Source organism: Klebsiella sp. ME-303 (assembly GCF_007910085.1).
Taxonomy (GTDB): Bacteria; Pseudomonadota; Gammaproteobacteria; order Enterobacterales; family Enterobacteriaceae; genus Klebsiella; species Klebsiella michiganensis.
In genome coordinates, this window is record NZ_VOJB01000061.1 from 148,561 (window position 1) to 168,307 (window position 19,747).

At 56.9% G+C, this 19,747-nt stretch carries 20 protein-coding genes; 7 read left to right on the forward strand and 13 right to left on the reverse strand.

What is annotated here, in order from left to right; translation table 11 throughout:
• The first annotated feature begins 7 nt into the window (after positions 1 to 7).
• Positions 8 to 226: a multiple antibiotic resistance protein MarB gene (gene marB, locus FQK12_RS06170; RefSeq protein WP_004851184.1), complete on the forward strand. Its 219-nt coding sequence runs from the start codon at positions 8 to 10 to the stop codon at positions 224 to 226.
• A gap of 32 nt (positions 227 to 258) precedes the next feature.
• On the opposite strand, the gene eamA is transcribed toward marB, so the two are convergent.
• Entirely contained in the window at positions 259 to 1,158 is a 900-nt protein-coding gene (gene eamA / locus FQK12_RS06175) for an O-acetylserine/cysteine exporter (RefSeq protein WP_014229493.1), read from the reverse strand.
• 192 nt (positions 1,159 to 1,350) lie between these two features.
• On the opposite strand from eamA, the gene ydeE reads away from it, so the two are divergent.
• Both ydeE and FQK12_RS06185 read left to right on the forward strand, forming a co-directional pair.
• Entirely contained in the window at positions 1,351 to 2,544 is a 1,194-nt protein-coding gene (gene ydeE / locus FQK12_RS06180) for an efflux MFS transporter YdeE (protein ID WP_014229494.1), read from the forward strand.
• A 117-nt stretch (positions 2,545 to 2,661) separates the two neighbouring features.
• Entirely contained in the window at positions 2,662 to 3,132 is a 471-nt protein-coding gene (locus FQK12_RS06185; RefSeq protein ID WP_009654748.1) for a helix-turn-helix domain-containing protein, read from the forward strand.
• Between the two features lie 865 nt (positions 3,133 to 3,997).
• On the opposite strand, the gene urtE is transcribed toward FQK12_RS06185, so the two are convergent.
• The 7 genes from urtE to FQK12_RS06225 form a co-directional block, all read right to left on the reverse strand.
• Positions 3,998 to 4,696 carry an urea ABC transporter ATP-binding subunit UrtE gene (urtE, locus tag FQK12_RS06195; RefSeq protein WP_014229495.1) on the reverse strand — a complete coding sequence of 233 codons (699 nt, stop codon included), beginning with the start codon at positions 4,694 to 4,696 and terminating at the stop codon, positions 3,998 to 4,000.
• A 9-nt stretch (positions 4,697 to 4,705) separates the two neighbouring features.
• Positions 4,706 to 5,503, reverse strand: a complete 798-nt coding sequence (gene urtD / locus FQK12_RS06200; RefSeq protein ID WP_014229496.1) for an urea ABC transporter ATP-binding protein UrtD — start codon at positions 5,501 to 5,503, stop codon at positions 4,706 to 4,708.
• The gene (gene urtC / locus FQK12_RS06205) at positions 5,503 to 6,576 is read right to left on the reverse strand and encodes an urea ABC transporter permease subunit UrtC (protein ID WP_146295673.1); all 1,074 of its coding nucleotides are present in this window, start codon (positions 6,574 to 6,576) and stop codon (positions 5,503 to 5,505) included. The genes urtD and urtC overlap by 1 nt, the downstream gene beginning before the upstream one ends.
• Entirely contained in the window at positions 6,576 to 8,150 is a 1,575-nt protein-coding gene (urtB, locus tag FQK12_RS06210; protein ID WP_014229498.1) for an urea ABC transporter permease subunit UrtB, read from the reverse strand. Before urtB ends, urtC begins: the two co-directional genes overlap by 1 nt.
• Before the next feature lie 84 nt (positions 8,151 to 8,234).
• Positions 8,235 to 9,506: an urea ABC transporter substrate-binding protein gene (gene urtA / locus FQK12_RS06215; protein WP_014229499.1), complete on the reverse strand. Its 1,272-nt coding sequence runs from the start codon at positions 9,504 to 9,506 to the stop codon at positions 8,235 to 8,237.
• A gap of 177 nt (positions 9,507 to 9,683) precedes the next feature.
• Positions 9,684 to 10,787, reverse strand: a complete 1,104-nt coding sequence (locus FQK12_RS06220; RefSeq protein WP_014229500.1) for a cobalamin-independent methionine synthase II family protein — start codon at positions 10,785 to 10,787, stop codon at positions 9,684 to 9,686.
• Positions 10,788 to 10,936: 149 nt separating this feature from the next.
• Complete coding sequence (locus tag FQK12_RS06225) at positions 10,937 to 11,329, reverse strand: rhodanese-like domain-containing protein (protein WP_004851202.1); 393 nt, start codon at positions 11,327 to 11,329, stop codon at positions 10,937 to 10,939.
• Positions 11,330 to 11,396: 67 nt separating this feature from the next.
• Here FQK12_RS06225 and ftrA point away from each other — a divergent pair, with 67 nt between their 5' ends.
• The 3 genes from ftrA (at position 11,397) to FQK12_RS06240 (ending at position 13,135) form a co-directional block, all read left to right on the forward strand.
• Positions 11,397 to 12,407, forward strand: coding sequence for a transcriptional regulator FtrA (gene ftrA, locus FQK12_RS06230; RefSeq protein ID WP_014229501.1), 1,011 nt, complete (start codon positions 11,397 to 11,399; stop codon positions 12,405 to 12,407).
• 135 nt (positions 12,408 to 12,542) lie between these two features.
• On the forward strand, positions 12,543 to 12,638 hold the full coding sequence (gene mgtS, locus FQK12_RS06235) for a protein MgtS (RefSeq protein WP_004102377.1): 96 nt from the start codon (positions 12,543 to 12,545) through the stop codon (positions 12,636 to 12,638).
• 218 nt (positions 12,639 to 12,856) lie between these two features.
• Positions 12,857 to 13,135: a hypothetical protein gene (locus tag FQK12_RS06240; protein ID WP_014229502.1), complete on the forward strand. Its 279-nt coding sequence runs from the start codon at positions 12,857 to 12,859 to the stop codon at positions 13,133 to 13,135.
• A 133-nt stretch (positions 13,136 to 13,268) separates the two neighbouring features.
• On the opposite strand, the gene FQK12_RS06245 is transcribed toward FQK12_RS06240, so the two are convergent.
• Together FQK12_RS06245 and FQK12_RS06250 are read right to left on the reverse strand one after the other, a co-directional pair.
• Positions 13,269 to 14,300 (reverse strand): methionine synthase, encoded by a 1,032-nt coding sequence (locus tag FQK12_RS06245; RefSeq protein ID WP_014229503.1) that lies wholly within the window; start codon positions 14,298 to 14,300, stop codon positions 13,269 to 13,271.
• Positions 14,301 to 14,327: 27 nt separating this feature from the next.
• Entirely contained in the window at positions 14,328 to 15,305 is a 978-nt protein-coding gene (locus FQK12_RS06250) for a DUF1852 domain-containing protein (protein WP_014229504.1), read from the reverse strand.
• A 591-nt stretch (positions 15,306 to 15,896) separates the two neighbouring features.
• On the opposite strand from FQK12_RS06250, the gene iraP reads away from it, so the two are divergent.
• A complete protein-coding gene (iraP, locus tag FQK12_RS06255; protein WP_004851215.1) occupies positions 15,897 to 16,208 on the forward strand; it encodes an anti-adapter protein IraP in 312 nt (103 codons plus the stop codon).
• Between the two features lie 188 nt (positions 16,209 to 16,396).
• On the opposite strand, the gene FQK12_RS06260 is transcribed toward iraP, so the two are convergent.
• The 3 genes from FQK12_RS06260 to FQK12_RS06270 all read right to left on the reverse strand — a co-directional run bounded on the left by FQK12_RS06260 (position 16,397) and on the right by FQK12_RS06270 (position 19,734).
• Positions 16,397 to 17,605 carry a diguanylate phosphodiesterase gene (locus FQK12_RS06260; RefSeq protein WP_014229505.1) on the reverse strand — a complete coding sequence of 403 codons (1,209 nt, stop codon included), beginning with the start codon at positions 17,603 to 17,605 and terminating at the stop codon, positions 16,397 to 16,399.
• A gap of 237 nt (positions 17,606 to 17,842) precedes the next feature.
• Entirely contained in the window at positions 17,843 to 18,277 is a 435-nt protein-coding gene (locus tag FQK12_RS06265) for a GNAT family N-acetyltransferase (RefSeq protein ID WP_014229506.1), read from the reverse strand.
• Between the two features lie 386 nt (positions 18,278 to 18,663).
• Positions 18,664 to 19,734 (reverse strand): LacI family DNA-binding transcriptional regulator, encoded by a 1,071-nt coding sequence (locus tag FQK12_RS06270; protein ID WP_038423158.1) that lies wholly within the window; start codon positions 19,732 to 19,734, stop codon positions 18,664 to 18,666.
• Positions 19,735 to 19,747 lie beyond the last annotated feature (13 nt).

Consider the following 19,747-nt stretch of genomic DNA (forward strand, 5'->3'; position numbering starts at 1 on the left):
GGAAATCATGAAACTATTCGCTTCCGCCGCCATCGTGCTATTGGCGCTGGTCTCGAGCCAAAGTTATGCGGAGCAAACCAGCACCCCGGTTCGCCACAACAACCGGGATGCGATGATTATTCCTTCCGAACATAATGATTCGCCTTTTGATTTCAATCACATGGCCTCTGGCAGTGATAAATCAGATGAACTTGGCGTGCCCTATTACAACCAGCAAAGCCTGTAAAATCCCTTTAGCCCCGTGACCGGGGCTTTTTTTTACCCTCGCGCCATGCCCGGACGCACGATCCGCAGGCCAAATACGTTGATATACAGCCCGGCCATAATCAGTACCGCGCCCAGCAGCTGCAGGCTATTCAGCGTCTCGCCGAGCAATAAGGCCGCGCTGGCCATCCCGACCACCGGCACCAGCAGCGACAGCGGCGCCACGCGCCAGGTTTCATAGCGGCCGAGCAGCGCCCCCCAAATACCATAGCCGACGATGGTGGCAATAAACGCCAGATAGAGCAGCGACAGGATCGTCAGCAGGTCGATATGCAGCAGGCTTTCCGCCATGACCTGCGGGCCGTCGAGGATCCACGACGCCAGCATAAACGGCAGCACCGGGATCAGCGCGCTCCATACCACCAAAGACATAATCGGCGGCCGGCTCGCATGCGACATAATTTTCTTGTTGAAGATATTGCCGCAGGCCCAGCTCAGCGCCGCGGCCAGCGTCAGCATAAAGCCCACCAGCGGGACATGCTGGCCGCCGAGGCTGGCTTCGACCAGCACCAGTACGCCGAAAATCGCCAGCGCGATCCCCGCCAGCTGTTTCCCCTGTAAACGTTCGCCGAAAATAAACGCCCCGAGAATGATGGTGAAAAAGGCCTGCGCCTGCAGCACCAGCGATGCCAGTCCGGCAGGCATGCCGAGGCTAATCGCGCAGAACAAAAACGCAAACTGACCGAAGCTAATCGTCAGGCCGTAGCCCAGCAGCAGGCTCAGCGGAATTTTTGGCCGCGCGACGAAGAGCAGCGCCGGGAAAGCCACCAGCAAAAAGCGCAGTCCGGCGAGCATCAGCGGCGGCATATTATGCAGCCCCACCTTGATCACCACGAAATTCAGCCCCCATACCACCACCACCAGCAATGCCAGCAGCCCGTCTTTACGCGTCATACCCGCCTCGGTTGTTATTGGAATTTTTGCGAACAAAATCAAACTACCGAATAATTCGTCCGCCGCATAGATCATTATTTTCGGTAGGGCGCTGGCGTGCTTTTCATCACCCCCGGGAACTATACAAGCCCCGGTTAGCGTGCTATTTGTGATCGTGACAACAAAAATAACATCACATCAGGCAAGGAAAAAATGATACCGACTCTCAGGCGCTCAACCGCAGCGCTGCTGGCTTCGTCGTTGCTGTTAACCATTGGCCGCGGCGCAACGTTACCTTTTATGACGATCTACCTCACCCGCCAGTACCAGCTGGAGGTGGATAAAATCGGCTATGCGCTGTCGAGCGCGCTGATCGTCGGGGTGCTGTTCAGCATGGGTTTTGGCATTCTCGCCGATAAGTTCGAAAAAAAGCGCTATATGACGCTCGCCGTGCTGGCGTTTATTGGCGGCTTTATCGCTATTCCTCTGGTCAATAGCGTCGCGCTGGTGGTGTTTTTCTTCGCGCTGATTAACTGCGCCTACTCCGTCTTCTCAACCGTGCTGAAAGCGTGGTTTGCCGACGTGCTGTCGCCGGAAAAGAAGGCGCAGATTTTTTCCCTTAACTATACCTTTCTCAATATTGGCTGGACCGTTGGGCCGCCTATCGGCACTCTGCTGGTCATGCACAGTATTAACCTGCCGTTCTGGCTGGCAGCCGGCTGCGCCGCCCTTCCGCTGGTATTTATTCAGCTGTTCGTGCAGCGCACCAGCGCCGCGATTGCTCAGGATAACGCGGTCCAGTGGTCGCCGTCGGTGCTGCTGCGCGATCGCGCTCTGCTGTGGTTTACCCTTTCCGGCCTGCTGGCCTCCTTTGTCGGCGGCTCTTTCGCTTCCTGCATTTCCCAGTATGTGCTGGTGGTAGCGGACAGCGATTTTGCCGAAAAAGTGGTTGCGGTGGTACTGCCGGTTAACGCGGCCGTGGTGGTGGCGCTGCAGTATGCGGTTGGTCGTCGCCTTACCGCCCGCAATATTCGCCCGCTGATGACCTTTGGAACGGTCTGTTTTGTGCTCGGGCTGGGCGGTTTTGTTATTTCCGATAACAGCCTGCTGCTGTGGGGCGTCTCCGCCGCCATTTTTACGCTCGGAGAGGTTATCTACGCGCCGGGGGAATATATGCTGATCGATAACATTGCGCCGCCGGGCATGAAAGCCAGCTACTTTTCCGCCCAGTCGCTGGGCTGGCTGGGGGCGGCGTTTAACCCGATGCTGACCGGAACGATTCTGACCCATCTGCCGCACTGGTCGCTGTTTGTGATATTGATGCTGGCGATTATCGCCGCATGGCTGATGATTTTCCGCGGCATGAACGTTCGTCCGTGGAACGGTAGCGCGGTCGCCCGCGCCTGATGCCGGGCGCCGTGCGGCTGTCAGGTTGCTGTCGCGTCCCTGTCGGGTTTCGATCGTGGTGCCCGACAGCCCGCTCGATGATACTCCATCTCAGGTTTTCACCCGGAGATAGAAACAATGAACAGTAGTCATCAGGTTAAACAATTACGTTTGCAGCGCGCCTGGTCGCAGGAGCAGCTTGCCGAACTGGCCGGCGTCAGCGTGCGCACCATTCAGCGCATCGAGAACGGCGACCGTCCCGGCCTCGAGACGCTCAGCGCGCTTGCGGCGGTATTTGAAGTTAACGTCGCCGAGATTAGCGGCGAATCGCCGGCGGGCCACGAAGCGTCGCTGGATTTACGTATTGAGGAAGCCAAAGCGCGCGTCGAACGCGAGAGCCGTTTTTACCGTTCATTGACGGTGGCCGTCGTCGTTTGCGTTCTGCTGGCGCTGCTGAACTGGCTGAGCGGCGCAGAGAGCTACTGGTCCGCATGGGTGGCGATCGTCTGGGGAGCGCTGCTGGTGGTTAAAGGGTTGCGCCTGTTTGTTTTTGGCGAATGGATTAATCGCTGGCGTCAGGCGCGCCTGCAGCGGCTGCTGCGCAAATAGCCCTCTGCGCGCTTTTCCCGAGGGCGGCGCAAGCGCCTTGCCCGGGCTACGGGTTCATCGCCGTCTGCGAGCGGTAGCCCGGACAGATGCGCAGCATCGCCTCCGGGAAATCATATCCAATGCGCCCTGTGGCGAGCTCCCCGGGGGCGGCGCAAAGCGCCTTGCCCGGGCTACGGGTTCATCGCCGTCTGCGAGCGGTAGCCCGGACAGATGCGCAGCATCGCCTCCGGGAGCCATATCCAATGCGGCCTGTTGCGATCTCCCCGGGGGCGGCGCAAAGCGCCTTGCCCGGGCTACGGGTTCATCGCCGTCTGCGAGCGGTAGCCCGGACAGATGCGCAGCATCGCCTCCGGGAAATCATATCCAATGCGCCCTGTGGTGAGCTCCCCGGGGGCGGCGCAAAGCGCCTTGCCCGGGCTACGGGTCCATCGCCGTCTGCGAGCGGTAGCCCGGACAGACGCGCAGCATCGCCTCCGGGAAATCATATCCAATGCGCCCTGTGGCGAGCTCCCCGGGGGCGGCGCAAGCGCCTTGCCCGGGCTACGGGTCCATCGCCGTCTGCGAGCGGTAGCCCGGACAGATGCGCAGCATCGCCTCCGGGAAATCATATCCAATGCGCCCTGTGGCGAACTCCCCGGGGGCGGCGCAAAGCGCCTTGCCCGGGCTACGGGTTCATCGCCGTCTGCGAGCGGTAGCCCGGATAAGGCGTCAGCCGCCATCCGGGAGCCATATCCAATGCGGCCTGTGGTGAGCTCCCCGGGGCGGCGCAAGCGCCTTGCCCGGGCTACGGGCCAGCAGACTGCTGTATACCTGTAGCCCGGCTAAGCGCAGCGCGAGCCGGGGGGAGGCCGCCATCCGGGGCGAGTTAAATGGTGACCATCCCGCGGACGCCTTCGGCTTCCATATCGCCGCCGTTGCCCTGCTGGATAATCGCGCCGCGCGACATCACCAGATAGCGATCCGCCAGACCGGCGGCAAAATCATAGAACTGCTCGACCAGCAGAATCGCCATATCCCCGCGGTTCGCCAGCTGACGAATCACCTCGCCAATCTCCTTAATCACCGACGGCTGAATGCCCTCCGTCGGTTCATCAAGAATCAACAGCTGCGGACGGCTGGCCAACGCGCGGCCAATGGCCAACTGCTGCTGTTGCCCGCCGGAAAGATCGCCCCCGCGCCGCTGCTTCATGGTTTTCAGCACCGGAAACAGCTGATAAATCTCTTCCGGCACCGCGCGCGCGTCGCGGGCGGGAAAGCGGGACAGCCCCATCAGCAGATTCTCCTCCACCGTCAGGCGCGGAAAAATCTCCCGCCCCTGGGGCACGTAGGCGATCCCCGACTGCACCCGCTGGTGCGGTTTACGGTGGGTGATATTCTTCTCCTGCCACAGCACCTCGCCGCTGCGCGCCGGGATCAGCCCCATCAGGCACTTCAGCAAGGTGGTTTTTCCCACCCCGTTGCGCCCGAGCAGGCAGGTGATCTCGCCCTGGCGAGCGGCAAAATCCACTCCACGCAGGATATGGCTGCCGCCATAATATTGATGTAGTTGATTAACCTGTAACATCCGCGCTCCTTAGCGTCCGAGATAAACTTCAATCACCTGTTCGTTGGCCTGCACCTCGCGCAGCGACCCTTCCGCCAGCACCTGTCCCTGATGCAGCACCGTCACCCTGTCGGCGATGGTCTCGACAAAGCCCATATCATGCTCGACCACCATCAGCGAATGCTGCCCGGCAAGGGTGCGGAACAGCTCGGCGGTATATTCTGTCTCCGCATCGGTCATCCCGGCGGCGGGTTCGTCCAGCAGCAGCAGATGCGGCTCCTGTACCAGCAGCATGCCGATTTCCAGAAACTGCTTTTGCCCGTGCGACAGCAGCCCCGCCGGCCGATAGCGTTCGCCCTCCAGCCGCAGCAGGCGGAGGGTTTCGCTGATTCGGTCGGCCTGCTCGCTGTTCAGGCGCGCCCGCAGGCTGGCCCACACCGATTTATCACCTTTCATTGCCAGTTCGAGATTCTCTGCCACCGTCAGCGCCTCAAAGACCGTCGGTTTCTGAAACTTGCGCCCGATGCCCTGGCGGGCGATGGCGATGGGATCGAGGATTGTTAAGTCCACCGACTGATCGTAAAGCGCCCTGCCGCTCTGCGGCCGGGTTTTGCCGGTGATGACGTCCATCAGGGTGGTTTTACCGGCGCCGTTCGGCCCAATCACGCAGCGTAGCTCGCCCACGCCAATCTGCAGCGACAGGTTGGTCAACGCCTGAAAACCGTCAAAGTTGACGTTAATCTCTTCCAGCTGCAGTACCGGATCGGTCTGCTCGCGAAAGCGGTCCGTCGGCAGCTGGCGGGTAAATAGCTCTTCATCCAATGGCATCAGCGATCTCCTTTACGCAGCAGGCCGATAACGCCACGCGGTAAAAACAGCGTCACGATAATAAAAATCAGCCCCAGAAAGAGCTGCCAGTACTCCGGCATCGCCACGGTAAAGTAGCTTTTCGCGCCGTTGACCAGCCCCGCGCCGAGCACCGGGCCGATTAAGGTTCCGCGACCGCCGAGCGCCACCCAGATGGCCGCTTCGATAGAGTTGGTCGGCGACATTTCGCTGGGGTTGATGATCCCGACCTGCGGCACGTACAGCGCCCCCGCCAGGCCGCACAGTACGGCTGAAAGGGTCCATACCAGCAGCTTAAAGCCGCGCGGGTCGTAGCCGCAGAACATCAGGCGGTTTTCAGCATCGCGCACCGCCGTCAGCACGCGGCCAAATTTGCTTTGCGCCAGCAAATAGCCAATCCACAGGGTGAGCAACAGCAGCAGTACCGTGGCCATAAACAGCGCCGCCCGCGTGCTGATGGCGGTGACGGAGAAACCGAGCAGCGTGGTAAAGCCGGTAAAACCGTTGTTACCGCCAAAGCCGGTTTCGTTACGGAAAAACAGCAGCATCCCGGCGTAGGTGAGCGCCTGGGTCATAATCGAAAAATAGACGCCTTTGATTTTCGAGCGGAAGGCAAACCAGCCGAAAACCAGCGCCAGCAGGCCGGGCACCAGCACCACCAGTAGCATAGCCCAGGCGAAATGCTGGGTGCCCCACCAGAACCACGGCAGCTCGCTCCACGACAAAAACGACATAAAGGCCGGCAATCCGTCGCCCGCCGCCTGGCGCATCAGGTACATGCCCATGGCGTAGCCGCCGAGGGCAAAAAAGATCCCATGGCCAAGCGAGAGCATCCCGGCAGAGCCCCAGACCAAATCCAGCGCCACGGCGACAATGGCGTAGCAGAGGATCTTGCCGGTCAGCGTCAGCAGCCAGGTGGAGACCGCCAGCGGATGCGTGGCGGGCAGCAGCGCCAGAAACGGCATACTCAGCAGGCCCAGCAGTAGCAGCACGCCGAACCAGCGCAGCGGGCGCGGCGCTTTGCGCGCCAGCGTTAAGGTAATAGGTTGGCTCATCAGTCAATAACCCTCCCTTTGAGGGCGAACAGTCCCTGGGGACGTTTCTGGATAAACAGGATAATCAAGACCAGAATCAGGATCTTACCCAGCACGGCTCCCATCTGCGGTTCAAGGATTTTGTTAAAGATGCCAAGACCAAACGCCGCCGCCACGCTGCCCGCCAGCTGACCAACGCCGCCGAGCACCACCACGAGGAAGGAGTCGATAATGTAGCCCTGGCCCAGCTCGGGCCCGACGTTACCGAGCTGCGACAGCGCGACGCCGCCCAGCCCCGCGATCCCCGAACCGAGGCCAAACGCCAGCATATCGACCCGTCCGGTCGGCACGCCGCAGCAGGCCGCCATCGCGCGGTTTTGCGTTACCGCCCGCACGTTCATCCCTAGCCGGGTCTTGTTCAGCGTCAGCCAGGTAAACAGCAGCACCAGCAGCACGAAAACCAGTACCGCCAGACGGTTCCACGGCAGGATGAGATTCGGCAGAACCTGCACGCCGCCGGAGAGCCATGCCGGATTGGCGACCTCAACGTTCTGCGCGCCAAATAGCATCCGTACCAGCTGGATCAGCATCAGGCTGATCCCCCATGTGGCGAGCAGCGTCTCAAGCGGGCGCCCGTACAGATGACGGATCACGGTGCGTTCCAGCGCCATACCGATACCGCCGGTGATCAGGAACGCCACCGGCAGCGCAATCAGCGGATAGAAGGCCAGCCACTGCGGCGCCAGCTGCGCCAGCGCCTGCTGAACCAGCCAGCAGCTGTAGGCGCCAATCATCAGCATCTCGCCGTGGGCCATATTGATCACCCCGAGCAGACCGTAGGTGATGGCCAGACCGAGCGCGGCGAGCAGCAGGACAGAACCGAGGGAGAGGCCCATAAAAGCCTGGCCGAGAAGATCGCCCAGCAGCAGGCGGTGCTGGATTTTACTCAGGCTCTCCTGGGCCGCCGCGCGAATCGCCGGGTCCGGCTCATGCCGGGCATCGGTATACGGCGTCAGCAGCGCCTGAGTTTCCGGGTCACCGGAGTGGCCGAGCAGCTCGATGGCCGCCAGCCGCTGTGCGGGCTGAGGACTGACAAGCTGTAAACGGGCCAGCGCAATTTCCAGCTGCGACTTCACCGCGCCGTCGGTTTCCGCCGTCAGACGCTGCTGTAGCAGCCCCGCCATCTCAGGCGTCGCTTCGCGCTGCAGGGTTTTCGCCGCCGCGGCCCTTTCCGTGACGTTGTCACTAACCAGGAGATGCGTCGCCAGCGCGCCTGCCGCCAGGTTACGCAGGCGATTGGTCAGGCGCACCGGTTTTGTTGGGCCGACGGGCGCCGGAACCGCGCCCAGCGCCAGCAGGCTGTCGCCCTGTTTGCTGAACGCATGACCGCCGCTATCGGATTGCAATGTTTCACTTTTCAGCGCCCGCAGCAGCGGTAAACGCGGCGCTTCGGGCGCGGCGGCCCACTGTTCCAGCAGCTGAGCCTGCTGGCTGCGATTGGCCGCCACAAAATCGTCGGCGTCCGCTGCCTGCGCCCGCCACGGTATCAAGACCATCAGCAGCGCGAAGTAACACATGAGGCGTAATGCGTTCATGGTCGTTCTCCTTTTCGGGGAAATCCGGGCTTCGGGCCCGGAAGACTGAATCATTCACCCCGGCGCGGCGCCGGGGTCTAACGCTTAGTTGCTGACGGTTTTAACCGGGTGATCCGGCTTTTTATCATTCCCGGCAATCCACGGGCTCCACGGCTGGGCGCGTACCGGCTCTTCGGTCTGCCAGACCACGTTAAACTGGCCGTTGCTTTCGATTTCGCCAATCATTACCGGCTTGTGCAGGTGATGGTTGGTGGCATCCATGGTCAGGGTAAAGCCTGACGGCGCCTTGAAGGTTTGGCCGGCCATGGCATCACGCACCTTGTCGACATCGGTCGATCCTGCTTTCGTCACCGCCTGCGCCCACATGTGCAGGCCAACCCAGGTCGCTTCCATCGGGTCATTGGTTACCACGGTATCGGCGTTTGGCAGCTTGTGGGCTTTGGCGTAAGCGCGATAGTCGGCAACAAACTGTTTGTTGGTTGGGTTATCGACGGACTCGAAGTAGTTCCACGCCGCGAGGTTGCCCACCAGCGGTTTAGTATCAATCCCGCGCAGCTCCTCCTCGCCCACGGAAAAGGCTACCACCGGCACGTCCGTCGCCTTCAGCCCCTGATTAGCCAGCTCTTTATAGAACGGAACGTTGGAATCACCGTTGATGGTAGAGACCACCGCGGTTTTACCGCCGGCGGAGAACTTCTTGATATTGGCGACGATAGTCTGATAGTCGCTATAGCCGAACGGGGTATAGACCTCTTCGATGTCTTTATCCTGAATGCCTTTGGCGTGCAGGAAAGCGCGGAGAATTTTGTTGGTGGTGCGCGGGTAGACGTAGTCGGTACCGAGCAGGAAGAAGCGTTTCGCCCCGCCGCCGTCTTCGCTCAGCAGGTATTCCACCGCCGGAATCGCCTGCTGGTTTGGTGCCGCCCCGGTGTAGAAGACGTTCGGCGACATCTCTTCGCCTTCATACTGTACCGGGTAGAAGAGCAAACCGTTCAGCTCTTCAAATACCGGCAGAACCGATTTGCGCGATACGGAGGTCCAGCAGCCGAACACCGCCGCCACCTTATCCTGCGTCAGCAGTTGACGCGCTTTTTCGGCGAACAGCGGCCAGTTTGATGCCGGATCCACCACTACCGGTTCCAGTTTTTTACCCAGTACGCCGCCTTTGGCGTTGATGTCATCGATAGCCATCAGGGCGACATCTTTCAGCGGGGTTTCAGAAATCGCCATCGTCCCGGAAAGCGAGTGCATAATGCCGACTTTAATGGTGTCGGCGGCATAAACCTGTAAGGAGAAGCCCATGCTAATAACAGAGGCGGAGAGAGCAAAAGCTTTTAATAGTGTTCGACGCTGCATGTGTGTCACTCCTGAATAGCGCAAAAACAAAAAAATGAATTAACGACTCACCGGAAGTGATAAGGCAAAAACGATGCCAGGTTGTGAAAGCGTCTGAAAGCGCGGCAGAATACGGGGAAAATAAAGGTGGGTGCACAGCGTTGCCTTAAAATAGTGCAACGCTGCGCTATGGAGAGATTACCAGACCTGCGCGGCGATGCCGGTGACCAGGCGGACTTTATCCCACTGCTGGGCTTCGGTCAGAGAGTTACCCTCTTCGGTGGAAGCAAAACCGCACTGCGGGCTGAGGCAAATTTGCGCCAGCGGGACGTACTGCGCCGCCTCCTGCAGACGAGCCTTCACCCCTTCCGGGTTTTCCAGCTCCCCGTTTTTAGTGGTGATCAGGCCCAGTACCACCTGCTGATGGCCGGGGCGAATGTAGCGCAGCGGCGCGAAGTCGCCGGAACGGTCATTGTCATATTCGAGGAAGAACGCGTCGATGTTAACGCCGCCGAACAGCACTTCCGCAACCGGCTCGTAGCCGCCTTCGGAGATCCAGGTCGAGCGGAAGTTACCGCGACACACGTGCAGGCCAACGGTCAGATCCTCCGGCTTCCCTTCCAGGGCCTTATTCAGAACGCGGGCATAAATGCGCGCCAGCTCATCCGGGTCTTCGCCGCGCTCGCGCACCTGCTGTCGCTGCTCATCGGAGCAGAGGTAGGCCCAGACGGTGTCATCAAGCTGTAAATATCGGCAGCCCGCATCGTAGAAGGCGCGAATGGCATCGCGCCAGGTGGTTGCCAGGTCATCGAAATAGTCGGCGAGATCCGGATACACCGTCGCGTCGATATCTTTCCGGCCGCCGCGGAAGTGCAGCACGCTCGGGCTGGGAATGGTCATCTTCGGCTGAGCGCTGCCGCTGATGCTCTTCAGATAGCGAAAATCTTCCAGCATCGGGTGATCGCCAAAGGCCAGTTTACCGGTGACGCGAACGCCGTGCGCTTTGGTCTGTACCCCGTTGAACTGAATGCCCTTTTCTGAATCGTAGCGCTCAACGCCCTGTAGTCCGTCAAAGAAATCAAAGTGCCACCACGCGCGGCGGAACTCACCGTCGGTGACCACATGCAGCCCGCACTCGCACTGCTGCTGCACCAGAACGCGAATCGCCTCATTTTCTATCTGCCGCAGCTGCTGCGCGTCGATGGTGCCTGCGGCCAGCTGCTGACGGGCCTGTTTGATGGCGTCCGGACGTAAAAAGCTGCCGACAATATCTGCGCGGAACGGGGCCTGATGACGTTGCATGGTGTCTCCTTAGCGGCGGGCAAAGTTAATTACCCACCGTGATAGTTCATTATTTGAATTTATAGACTTCTGGATGGCTATATGTCCAGATACTGGCATGCAGAGGTTTCATCGGCAAACGACAATATTTCATGGCACATGAAATAAATTCACTTTGCGAAAGGCAACCCTTCATCTTCCCAGCCGGTCAGGCCGCCGAGCATCATTTTTACCGGGCGCCCCAGCAGAGCCAGCTTCATGGCGGCGACGTCCGCCCCGTTGCAGTGCGGCCCGGCGCAGTAGACCACAAACAGCGTGTCATCAGGCCACTGCGCCATTCTGGTTTCATCAATTTGTCGGTGCGGTAAATGCAGGGCGCCCGGGAGATGACGACGGGCAAAGGTTTCCTCACTGCCGACGACGTGCAGCAGAACAAAATCCACTTCTCCTTCGCGCATCGCGCTGTAGACATCGGCGCAGTCGGTCTCGAGGCTTAGCTTATGACGAAACCAGGCGGCGGCGTCGGTAGAACTGGCGGGGGCAATAGCGGTTACAACACTCATGGCATCTTCTCCTTGTCTGTGATACCACTACTTTAATTAACCGCCTGCGCGACATCTGCCGAGAACCATGACTGAAAACGCTGAAATCCTGACAATCCCATCCGTGACGTTGTCATGCCACCGGGTTGTTGCCCTCGCCTACGATGGCCTGTGTACCTTTGAATTTGGCGTCGCCGTAGAGATCTTCGGCCTGCCGCGCCCGGAGATGGGCGAACGATGGTATCGCTTTGCCGTAGCCGCCGTCGACGACGGTGAGCTGCGGGCAACCGGCGGAATTCGGCTCATGACCGACGGCGGTATGGCGCTGTTAGGCGAAGCGGACACCATCGTGGTGCCCGGCTGGCGCGGTATTAACTCCCCCGTGCCGCCAGCGCTGTGCGAGGCGCTGGTCGCCGCCCATGCGCGAGGCTGCCGGATAATTTCTATCTGCTCCGGGGTTTTCGTTCTGGCCGCGGCCGGGCTGCTGAACGGCCGCCAGGCGACCACCCACTGGCGCTATACCGACCAGCTGCGGGCGCGGTTTCCGCGCATTGAGGTGATCGATGACGTGCTGTACGTCGGCGCCGAAGGCGTCATGACCTCCGCAGGCAGCGCCGCGGGTATCGATTTATGTTTGCACCTGGTGCGCGAGGACTTTGGCGTCGAAGCGGCGAATCTTGTCGCCCGACGGTTAGTGGTTTCCCCCCATCGCGACGGCGGGCAGGCGCAGCAGATTGTTCGCCCGGTGGCCAAAGCGCGGGAGAGCCAGCGGCTGGGGCAATTATTTGATTTCCTGCACCAGAATCTCGCCGCTGGCCACACCGTGGCCTCGCTGGCGGAAAGAACCGGCATGGGGCAGCGCACGTTTTTACGCCGTTTCGAAGACGCTACCGGCAAAACCCCCGCCCGCTGGCTGCTTGACGAGCGCCTTCAGCGCGCCACGCAGCACTTAGCCCACAGCCGGCTGAGCGTTGAGCAGATTGCCGAGCTTTGCGGTTTCTCAAACGCCAGCACCCTGCGCCATCACTTCCGCCAGCAGTTTGCCCTTAGCCCGTTGCAGTACAGGAAAAGCGCGCTGGCGGGTAAAAAGGGGGAGTGATTCACATGGATAATAGTCACGCCGGGCAATTTGTTAAGCGTTTGTTTAGATTAGTCGGGTTAAGATGTATCCAACAACCGTAAACCCGTTCAATGAGGACAACATAGCGCATAGCAAAACTAATGGAGGTTAATCATGCTGGGAAATATGCATGTATTTATGGCAGTTCTGGGAACCATTCTGTTCTTTGGATTTCTTGCCGCATACCTGAGCCACAAATGGGATGACTGATGAACGACGATAATCCCCACCCGTAAACGCCCCCTGCTGCCAATGCACCAGGGGGCGTTCTGCTTTTGGCTTGCCGATCGATGAACCACCTTATACACGATAATTTATCGTATCAGTCACCAGGAGAAACTCCGTCCGAACATCCCTCAACAGCCCACTCGATGCCGATCGTTGATAGGCTATGTTATGCTTTGTCATCACGGGCAAGGAGGCAGAATATGCACATCAATACCAAAATGAGGATTGCGGCGCTTTTATACCTTATGGCGGCGTACGCGGTTGCTCTGCCGGGGCTTGCGCTGTTTACAGACCTGGTGATAAACGGTGGCATTATTGATATGTGGAAAGGCGCGTATTCATTTATGGACCTGCTTGCCCGACGTAAAATACTTTATCTGCAGTTTGCCGGGCTGGGCGCTACTCTGGGTTGTGTCTACTGGCTGTTTTTCTTCCGAAAATACCGCCACCACGATCCCCTCGATAAATATTTTAAGTAGCGCCCGGCACGACGTACTGATTATGCCCGGTCAGCGAATGATGAAATCAGAGCCAGAAGCATCGCGCATACCTTCATACCGTTCGCTGGACATCCGTCAGCTGCGGCGAGGCTTCCAGCCCTTTGCCAGGGTTCTATTTAGCCTGCAGCTCCCGGCGGATAATTTCCGCCCCGGCGCTTAGGGCATTGAGCTTGCCGCTCGCCACTGGACGCGATAGCGGCGCCATGCCGCAGTTGGTTGAAGGATAAAGCTTATCGGCATCCACAAACTGCAGCGCTTTACGTAAGGTCGCGGCGACTTCCTCCGGCGTTTCGATCGCATTGGTCGCCACGTCGATGGCTCCAACCATCACTTTTTTACCGCGAATCAGTTCAAGCAGATCCATGGGAACACGTGAGTTATGGCATTCCAGCGAGATGATATCGATGCTGGAGGTTTGCAGCTTAGGAAACGCTTCTTCATATTGTCGCCACTCTGTTCCCAGAGTCTTTTTCCAGTCGGTATTCGCTTTGATGCCGTATCCATAGCAGATATGTACCGCAGTTTCGCATCTTAGCCCTTCAACGGCTCTTTCTAAGGCCGCGATGCCCCAATCATTAACCTCATCAAAAAACACATTAAAGGCTGGCTCATCAAACTGAATAATGTCGACGCCGGCGGCCTCCAGCTCCCTGGCTTCCTGATTAAGTATCTTCGCAAATTCCCAGGCCAGTTTTTCGCGGCTCTTATAGTGATTGTCATAGAGCGTATCAATCATGGTCATGGGCCCCGGCAGCGCCCACTTAATCGGCTGGCTGGTGAGCTGACGTAAAAAACGCGCATCTTCGACAAAAACGGGTTTTTGACGCTCGACGGCGCCCACGACGGTCGGAACGCTCGCATCGTAGCGATTACGGATTTTAACGACTTCGCGTTTTTCAAAATCGACGCCGCTGAGGTGCTCAATAAACGTAGTAACAAAGTGCTGACGGGTTTGCTCGCCATCGCTGACGATGTCGATGCCGGCGCGCAGTTGGTCAAATAAGGACAGGCTCAGCGCGTCTTTTTTCCCGGCAATTAACTCTTCATTCTGCAGTTTCCATGGGGACCACAGTTTCTCAGGCTCTGCAAGCCAGGACGGTTTCGGTAAGCTGCCGGCTGTTGAAGTGGGTAATAATTTTGTCATTATCGATAGCCTTATATATGCGATGTCTTAAAGAGCGTAATGAGCAGACCATTGCTGCAGAATATTTTTATACGGTTTAATAAAGTGCTCTTCGGTAAACTTCCCCTGCTCTACCGCCAGCTGGCTGCGCTCTTCACGATCGTAAACAATTTTGGTTAATGAATGGTCCTGATGGTGCAGATCGGGCTGATAGCAGAGTCCTGCGGCAGAGTTGGCGTTGTAGATCTCCGGGCGGTATATCTTCTGGAACGTCTCCATCGTGCTGATGGTGCTAATCAGCTCAAGGCTCGTGTAATCGCTCAGCAAATCCCCTGAGAAATAAAAGGCCAAAGGCGCAACGCTGTTTTTCGGCATAAAGTAGCGAACCTTCAGGCCCATTTTGCCAAAATATTGCTCAGTCAACGATGAACCCTCTGGGCGGTATTCGAGCCCCAGGACAGGATGTTGATTTCCGGTCTGGTGATAGGTGTCTTTGCTGGAGACGCTAAGGCAAATAACCGGTGATTTTTTGAAATTGGCCTTGTACTCCGCTGAATTGACGAAATGTTTAAATATGTTGCCGTGCAAATCGCCGAATCCTTCCGGAAGGCTAAAACCTGCGCGTCCTTTATTATGGTCTAACAGCAATACGCTAAAGTCGTAGTCGCGAACGTACGAAGAGAAATTATTGCCAACGATACCCGCAATACGTTCATCGGTCTTTTTATCAATAATGCTGGTTTGCAATATTTCAATCACCGGAAAGGTATCGCCGGTGGCGCTGATATTCATTTCGGCTGAAATAATTTCCAGCACAACGGCATAGCGATCGCCTTTGGGGTTATCCCAGTGCGCCAGCGTATTGAAACGATTGTCAATCATGACTAAGGTATTGCGCAGATTCTCCTGGCGATTTTCCCCTCTTGCTAAATTAGCAAAGTTGGTTGTAATACGCGTATTTTCTGAGGGGTTATAGTTTTCATCAAAGAGAGTGCGTTTAATAGTAAAGGTAAATTGTTGATTCATTGCAGATGTGCATCCTAAGTTCTGAGATAAAAACTGCAGTCCTTTCTGATGGTTGCAGGCTGGCGCAGGCTTCCATAAGCAGTCTTCATCTTCATATTATCTATATCGAATACAGCATGTTATGCCAGAGCCATTAGATGAGTGAAAGCGAGTTAATTTCATTACAACATGAGCCATATTCATGGTCTGGCGTCAGCCCATGCTGTATCTCGTTGAACAGAGCCAGCCGCTCTTGCCAACGAGCTTGTCCTGCCGGTTAAACATCCGCACATTTTCCTGTTCGCCTGTATGAGTTGATGCTGAAGCAAGAAACATCAGAGGTCGGCCAGGGTAAACACGACCTCAAGCCTGGCGTCTTTCTTTTCAACAACCACACTCTTCATGCTCCTTTGCGCTCTGTCGGGCGCGATCGTTGGAGGAATATGGAAGTGGGACCGGCGCGTTTTCATGCTTTACTTTGGTGATGTCCAAAACCTGACTAACGCTACCGATATTTTTTCTGGCATATTTATGTTCTATGGTTAATTCGGATTATCAACAGCGAATATAGCCATCAACAACCCGCTCTAACTTATTGATTTGAGGGATACAATGAATAATGTCATTCTCAGCATAATTGCTAAAATTTCCGCCATGGATGCCGAAAGTAAGCAGCTTGCTGCCCAGGTCGAGGCGCAGTCTTTGCTCATTAGCGCGCTGATGCTCGCTATCGGCAAGGAAGGCGGCGTCGCGGAATTAGTTAGCAGCGTAACGAAAGCGATAAATTCGGTACTGGAATCATCTGAAGACGTTCTGAAGACGGACGCAGAACTGCTTCTGACCAAGTTTCAGGAACAAATAGCGCTCACGCAGTTGATAAGCACCCACGAAGATGAAATCAGTCATGACAGGCTTGATGATTAACAAGGGTCAGTCTGTTATAGATTGGGAATATGCAGGGCTTGCGGTTAGTCATGAGCTTACCGGCCATCAGCAACTATTGGCCGGTTCAGCTTCAAAAAATAGGGATACTCCAGGCGGAATACGCAATGTCTCCTCGCCTGCGCTGCTGTTGGAGGCAAACCGCTCGGTACATTAAGGCAAATCAGGCTTCACTTTTCCCCAGGCCAGCGTATGTCACCGACGCCGTTGACTTTCGGCATGGCAAATAAAAATCCCTGGAAGCGTTTAATACCCGCAGATTCGAGCCAGCACCACTCCTCTATCCGCTCTATGCCTTCAGCAACCACCGCAATCTCAAGTTCACGGCAGCAGTTGATAATCGATCTTACCACCGCTTGTTTAGGGCCGCTCTGATGGATATCGGTAATAATCTCGCGGTCGATTTTAACTTTATCAGGCTGAATTTTTGTCAACAACGAGAGTCCAGCATAACCGGCGCCAAAGTCATCAATTGCCAGCCCCATACCAGAGACGCGCAGTTTTTTTATCGCGCTGCTGAACTGGCTAAAACCGGAGATCATTTCATCTTCCGTCACCTCCACGATCACCTGTTCGGGTTCAAGACCCTGTTTTTTTATTTCCTGCAACAGGTATTCAATGGCATCAGGAATAACAACCAGAGACATCGGAAGGATATTAATGGATATTTTATGGTCGCCAATATTGATTTCTTTCGCCAGGGCAAAGGCAACTGATTTCGCTTTGAGATCAACTTTATAACGTTGCTCTGGCGGAATCGAGGCAAAGAAATTGGCGGGACTACCGCCGTCTTTATCACGAATAAGCGCTTCAAGCGAAGTGATATTCCCGGCCAACGGTTCGATAATGGGCTGGAAAGCAAACTGACAGCATTGACCGGCAAAAAACGATTCTTGCGGCGCATGAAATGCATGTTTACGCGAATGAAGCGACCATTTGTCAGGCCGTAAAAAGGGTGACGGCGCGGCAGCGCTTTTTTGACTGATAAAAGTATGGATAAATTTATAGACGCGCTCTTCGGTGGAAAGATAACCTTTCAGTTGGCTAAGCTGGCGAACCTTTGTCAGGACGTCGGCGGTTTGCAGTTTATTCAGGTCAAAAAACATCATCCCTACGTTTTCGAAGCGCCGGCGCGGCGCGTAATCACGCATCAGCTCGACAACCTGATGGTGGCGATCGTCTTGCTTGATCGTGCTGAATAGCTGCTCAAGCACGCACTCATCCCCCTCAAGTATCTGAAGGTAAACATTATCTTTTAAAAGAAGTATGCCCGTAATCCCGCGTGCTGCGTTCTCAGCATTCGCTTTTTCAACCAGCAGTATGAGATCGGTTTCTTGTGTTAAATGCATCTGACTTCTGTAAATCAGAGTTGTCAGCATAATCCCATCCAGATGTTTGCCAGGAGAATGGGACTGTGTAACACAGTTTACCCTTTTAACCCAGGCTATCTGTCATAATTAACTGGACCGGCTGTAGCCGACTAAGTTTATCCGATTATTTACGGCAGCAACCGGCAAGGGCCAGCGAAATAATCTTCAGCGGCGCGGGTAATGGCAGTGATTCATTCAGCAGCCATTTAAACCGTTTGGTAAATGCGTTTTTTTAAGCGGTATTTACTAGCCAACAAATCCCTGCTCGCGCATACGCGCTATCGCCTCTTCGCTGGCGCAGACCATGCCCGTGGTCAGCGTTTCAAAACCAAAGCGGCGATAAAAGCCGACTTTATCCACCACCGAGTAGATGAAGGTTTTGCCGAACGGCCGCAGCCGATCGCTAACCGATTGCATCAGCTGCTGCCCGTACCCCTTTCCCTGACAGCGCGGGTGCACCGCGACATCTGCCAGATAGCTGCACCAGGTCAGGTCGCTAATCGCCCGGGCAACGGCAATAAGCTGCCCGTTTTCATAGCCAAACCAGCAAAAGGTACTATGGCGAAACGCGCGCTCCACCAGCGCGACGTCCCGCTGATTGAGACCTGCGGCGGCGATAATCTCCGCCACCGTCCGCCAGTCAACCGAGTCCACGTGCTCTTTATCTTTTAATATCATCATGACGTTGCCTTTCACTCGCCTGCTTTGGCTTTCAGCATAGCCGAATGGCGCTAAAAAAAGCGCGCCCTGCCGCCCCCGGTCAACAGCATTTTATGCTGGATAAAAAAGTATAAGCCGGGGAAATTTTCTGACACCGCGGCGTGAAAACAGCGCATTTATGCTTAACAGCGGCGAGTAATCGACCAGGAGGCAGAATTAAATAAAATAACGCCATATTCTAACGACCGAAAACGGGCAAAAAAAAACCGCCATGTGACTGGCGGTGAATGAATGCTTGCATGGATAGATTGTGTTTTGCATTTTTACGTTCAGGGCATAACCCCCTGAGTACGCTTGTCCGATAAGCTATCACGCGCAACATCAATGAAAGCTAAACGGACCGTTGCTTACAGCTTTTCCACCAGCGCTTTGATCTGCGCGACAAGACCCTCTTGCTCCTCCTGCCTGGCGCCCGCGCAGGGCCAGGTGGATTGGCGGATAATCAGGCGCGTCGGCAGCAGCTCGCGGATCTTCATCTGCGGGGCAGCCATTAGCTGGATGAGCAGCTCAACCGCCCTTTTTCCCAGAACGTTAAAATCCTGGGCGACGGTGGTCAGCGGCGGCTGGAAGTAGAGGCTGTCAGCGGTATCGTCATAACCGGTGACCGAGATCGCCTGGCTGCCGGTGCGATTCAACTGCGCCAGCGCGCTCAGTACCCCGAGCGCCATCTGATCGTTAGCCACCACGATGGCGCTAATGCGCGGATGGTGATGAAGGAGCTCAAACGTTTTGTTCCAGCCGCTGGCGGCGCTCCAGTCGCCAAACACCGTCACCGCATTACTGACGCCCAGCCGATGCAGCGCCTCGCGCCAGCTGCTCAATCGCATGCGCGCGGAGACCGAGCTCTCCGGCCCGGCCAGCAGGCCGAACTCCCGGTGCCCGGCGTCCCAGAGATGCCGCACGCACGCGCCGCAGCCGTCGCGATGATCGAAACGCACGCAGCACACGTCGGTCTCCGGCGAAACATCAAGAAACATGCAGGCGATATCGGGGTTTTCCACCACCAGCCGCTCCGCGAGGCTGCTTTCGAGCGGCAGGCTGATAATCGCGCCGCGAATATGCTGGGCGCGAAACTCATTAAGCCGCGCCTGCAGCGACGGATAGTCGACCTGCACCGGCATCGCAATCGAGACCTCAAGCTGATGCAGACCGGCGTAGCTTTTCACCGCCGCGGCGATTTGTGAAGGCGCGTGCAGCGTCAGCGAAGCGGTTATCAGCCCAATCGACGGCGCGGATTTCCCCGCCAGCAGCTGAGCGGAACGGTTCGGTACGTAGCGCAGCGCCTGCATCGCGCGAATGACCTTATCGCGGGTTCGTTCAGACACCACGTCCGGATTATTCAGCACCCGGGAGACCGTCTGCTGAGACACGCCGGCCTCGCGGGCCACATCGTCAAGCGTTGCCAGGCGACGCTGCATAGTGCACTCCTTC

What these genes read in the sequence shown, in the direction of transcription:
- marB (WP_004851184.1), top strand. Translation starts at nt 8, where the DNA reads ATGAAACTATTCGCTTCCGCCGCCATCGTGCTATTGGCGCTGGTCTCG.
- eamA (WP_014229493.1), bottom strand. Translation starts at nt 1,158, where the DNA reads ATGACGCGTAAAGACGGGCTGCTGGCATTGCTGGTGGTGGTGGTATGG.
- ydeE (WP_014229494.1), top strand. Translation starts at nt 1,351, where the DNA reads ATGATACCGACTCTCAGGCGCTCAACCGCAGCGCTGCTGGCTTCGTCG.
- FQK12_RS06185 (WP_009654748.1), top strand. Translation starts at nt 2,662, where the DNA reads ATGAACAGTAGTCATCAGGTTAAACAATTACGTTTGCAGCGCGCCTGG.
- urtE (WP_014229495.1), bottom strand. Translation starts at nt 4,696, where the DNA reads ATGTTACAGGTTAATCAACTACATCAATATTATGGCGGCAGCCATATC.
- urtD (WP_014229496.1), bottom strand. Translation starts at nt 5,503, where the DNA reads ATGCCATTGGATGAAGAGCTATTTACCCGCCAGCTGCCGACGGACCGC.
- urtC (WP_146295673.1), bottom strand. Translation starts at nt 6,576, where the DNA reads ATGAGCCAACCTATTACCTTAACGCTGGCGCGCAAAGCGCCGCGCCCG.
- urtB (WP_014229498.1), bottom strand. Translation starts at nt 8,150, where the DNA reads ATGAACGCATTACGCCTCATGTGTTACTTCGCGCTGCTGATGGTCTTG.
- urtA (WP_014229499.1), bottom strand. Translation starts at nt 9,506, where the DNA reads ATGCAGCGTCGAACACTATTAAAAGCTTTTGCTCTCTCCGCCTCTGTT.
- FQK12_RS06220 (WP_014229500.1), bottom strand. Translation starts at nt 10,787, where the DNA reads ATGCAACGTCATCAGGCCCCGTTCCGCGCAGATATTGTCGGCAGCTTT.
- FQK12_RS06225 (WP_004851202.1), bottom strand. Translation starts at nt 11,329, where the DNA reads ATGAGTGTTGTAACCGCTATTGCCCCCGCCAGTTCTACCGACGCCGCC.
- ftrA (WP_014229501.1), top strand. Translation starts at nt 11,397, where the DNA reads ATGACTGAAAACGCTGAAATCCTGACAATCCCATCCGTGACGTTGTCA.
- mgtS (WP_004102377.1), top strand. Translation starts at nt 12,543, where the DNA reads ATGCTGGGAAATATGCATGTATTTATGGCAGTTCTGGGAACCATTCTG.
- FQK12_RS06240 (WP_014229502.1), top strand. Translation starts at nt 12,857, where the DNA reads ATGCACATCAATACCAAAATGAGGATTGCGGCGCTTTTATACCTTATG.
- FQK12_RS06245 (WP_014229503.1), bottom strand. Translation starts at nt 14,300, where the DNA reads ATGACAAAATTATTACCCACTTCAACAGCCGGCAGCTTACCGAAACCG.
- FQK12_RS06250 (WP_014229504.1), bottom strand. Translation starts at nt 15,305, where the DNA reads ATGAATCAACAATTTACCTTTACTATTAAACGCACTCTCTTTGATGAA.
- iraP (WP_004851215.1), top strand. Translation starts at nt 15,897, where the DNA reads ATGAATAATGTCATTCTCAGCATAATTGCTAAAATTTCCGCCATGGAT.
- FQK12_RS06260 (WP_014229505.1), bottom strand. Translation starts at nt 17,605, where the DNA reads ATGCTGACAACTCTGATTTACAGAAGTCAGATGCATTTAACACAAGAA.
- FQK12_RS06265 (WP_014229506.1), bottom strand. Translation starts at nt 18,277, where the DNA reads ATGATGATATTAAAAGATAAAGAGCACGTGGACTCGGTTGACTGGCGG.
- FQK12_RS06270 (WP_038423158.1), bottom strand. Translation starts at nt 19,734, where the DNA reads ATGCAGCGTCGCCTGGCAACGCTTGACGATGTGGCCCGCGAGGCCGGC.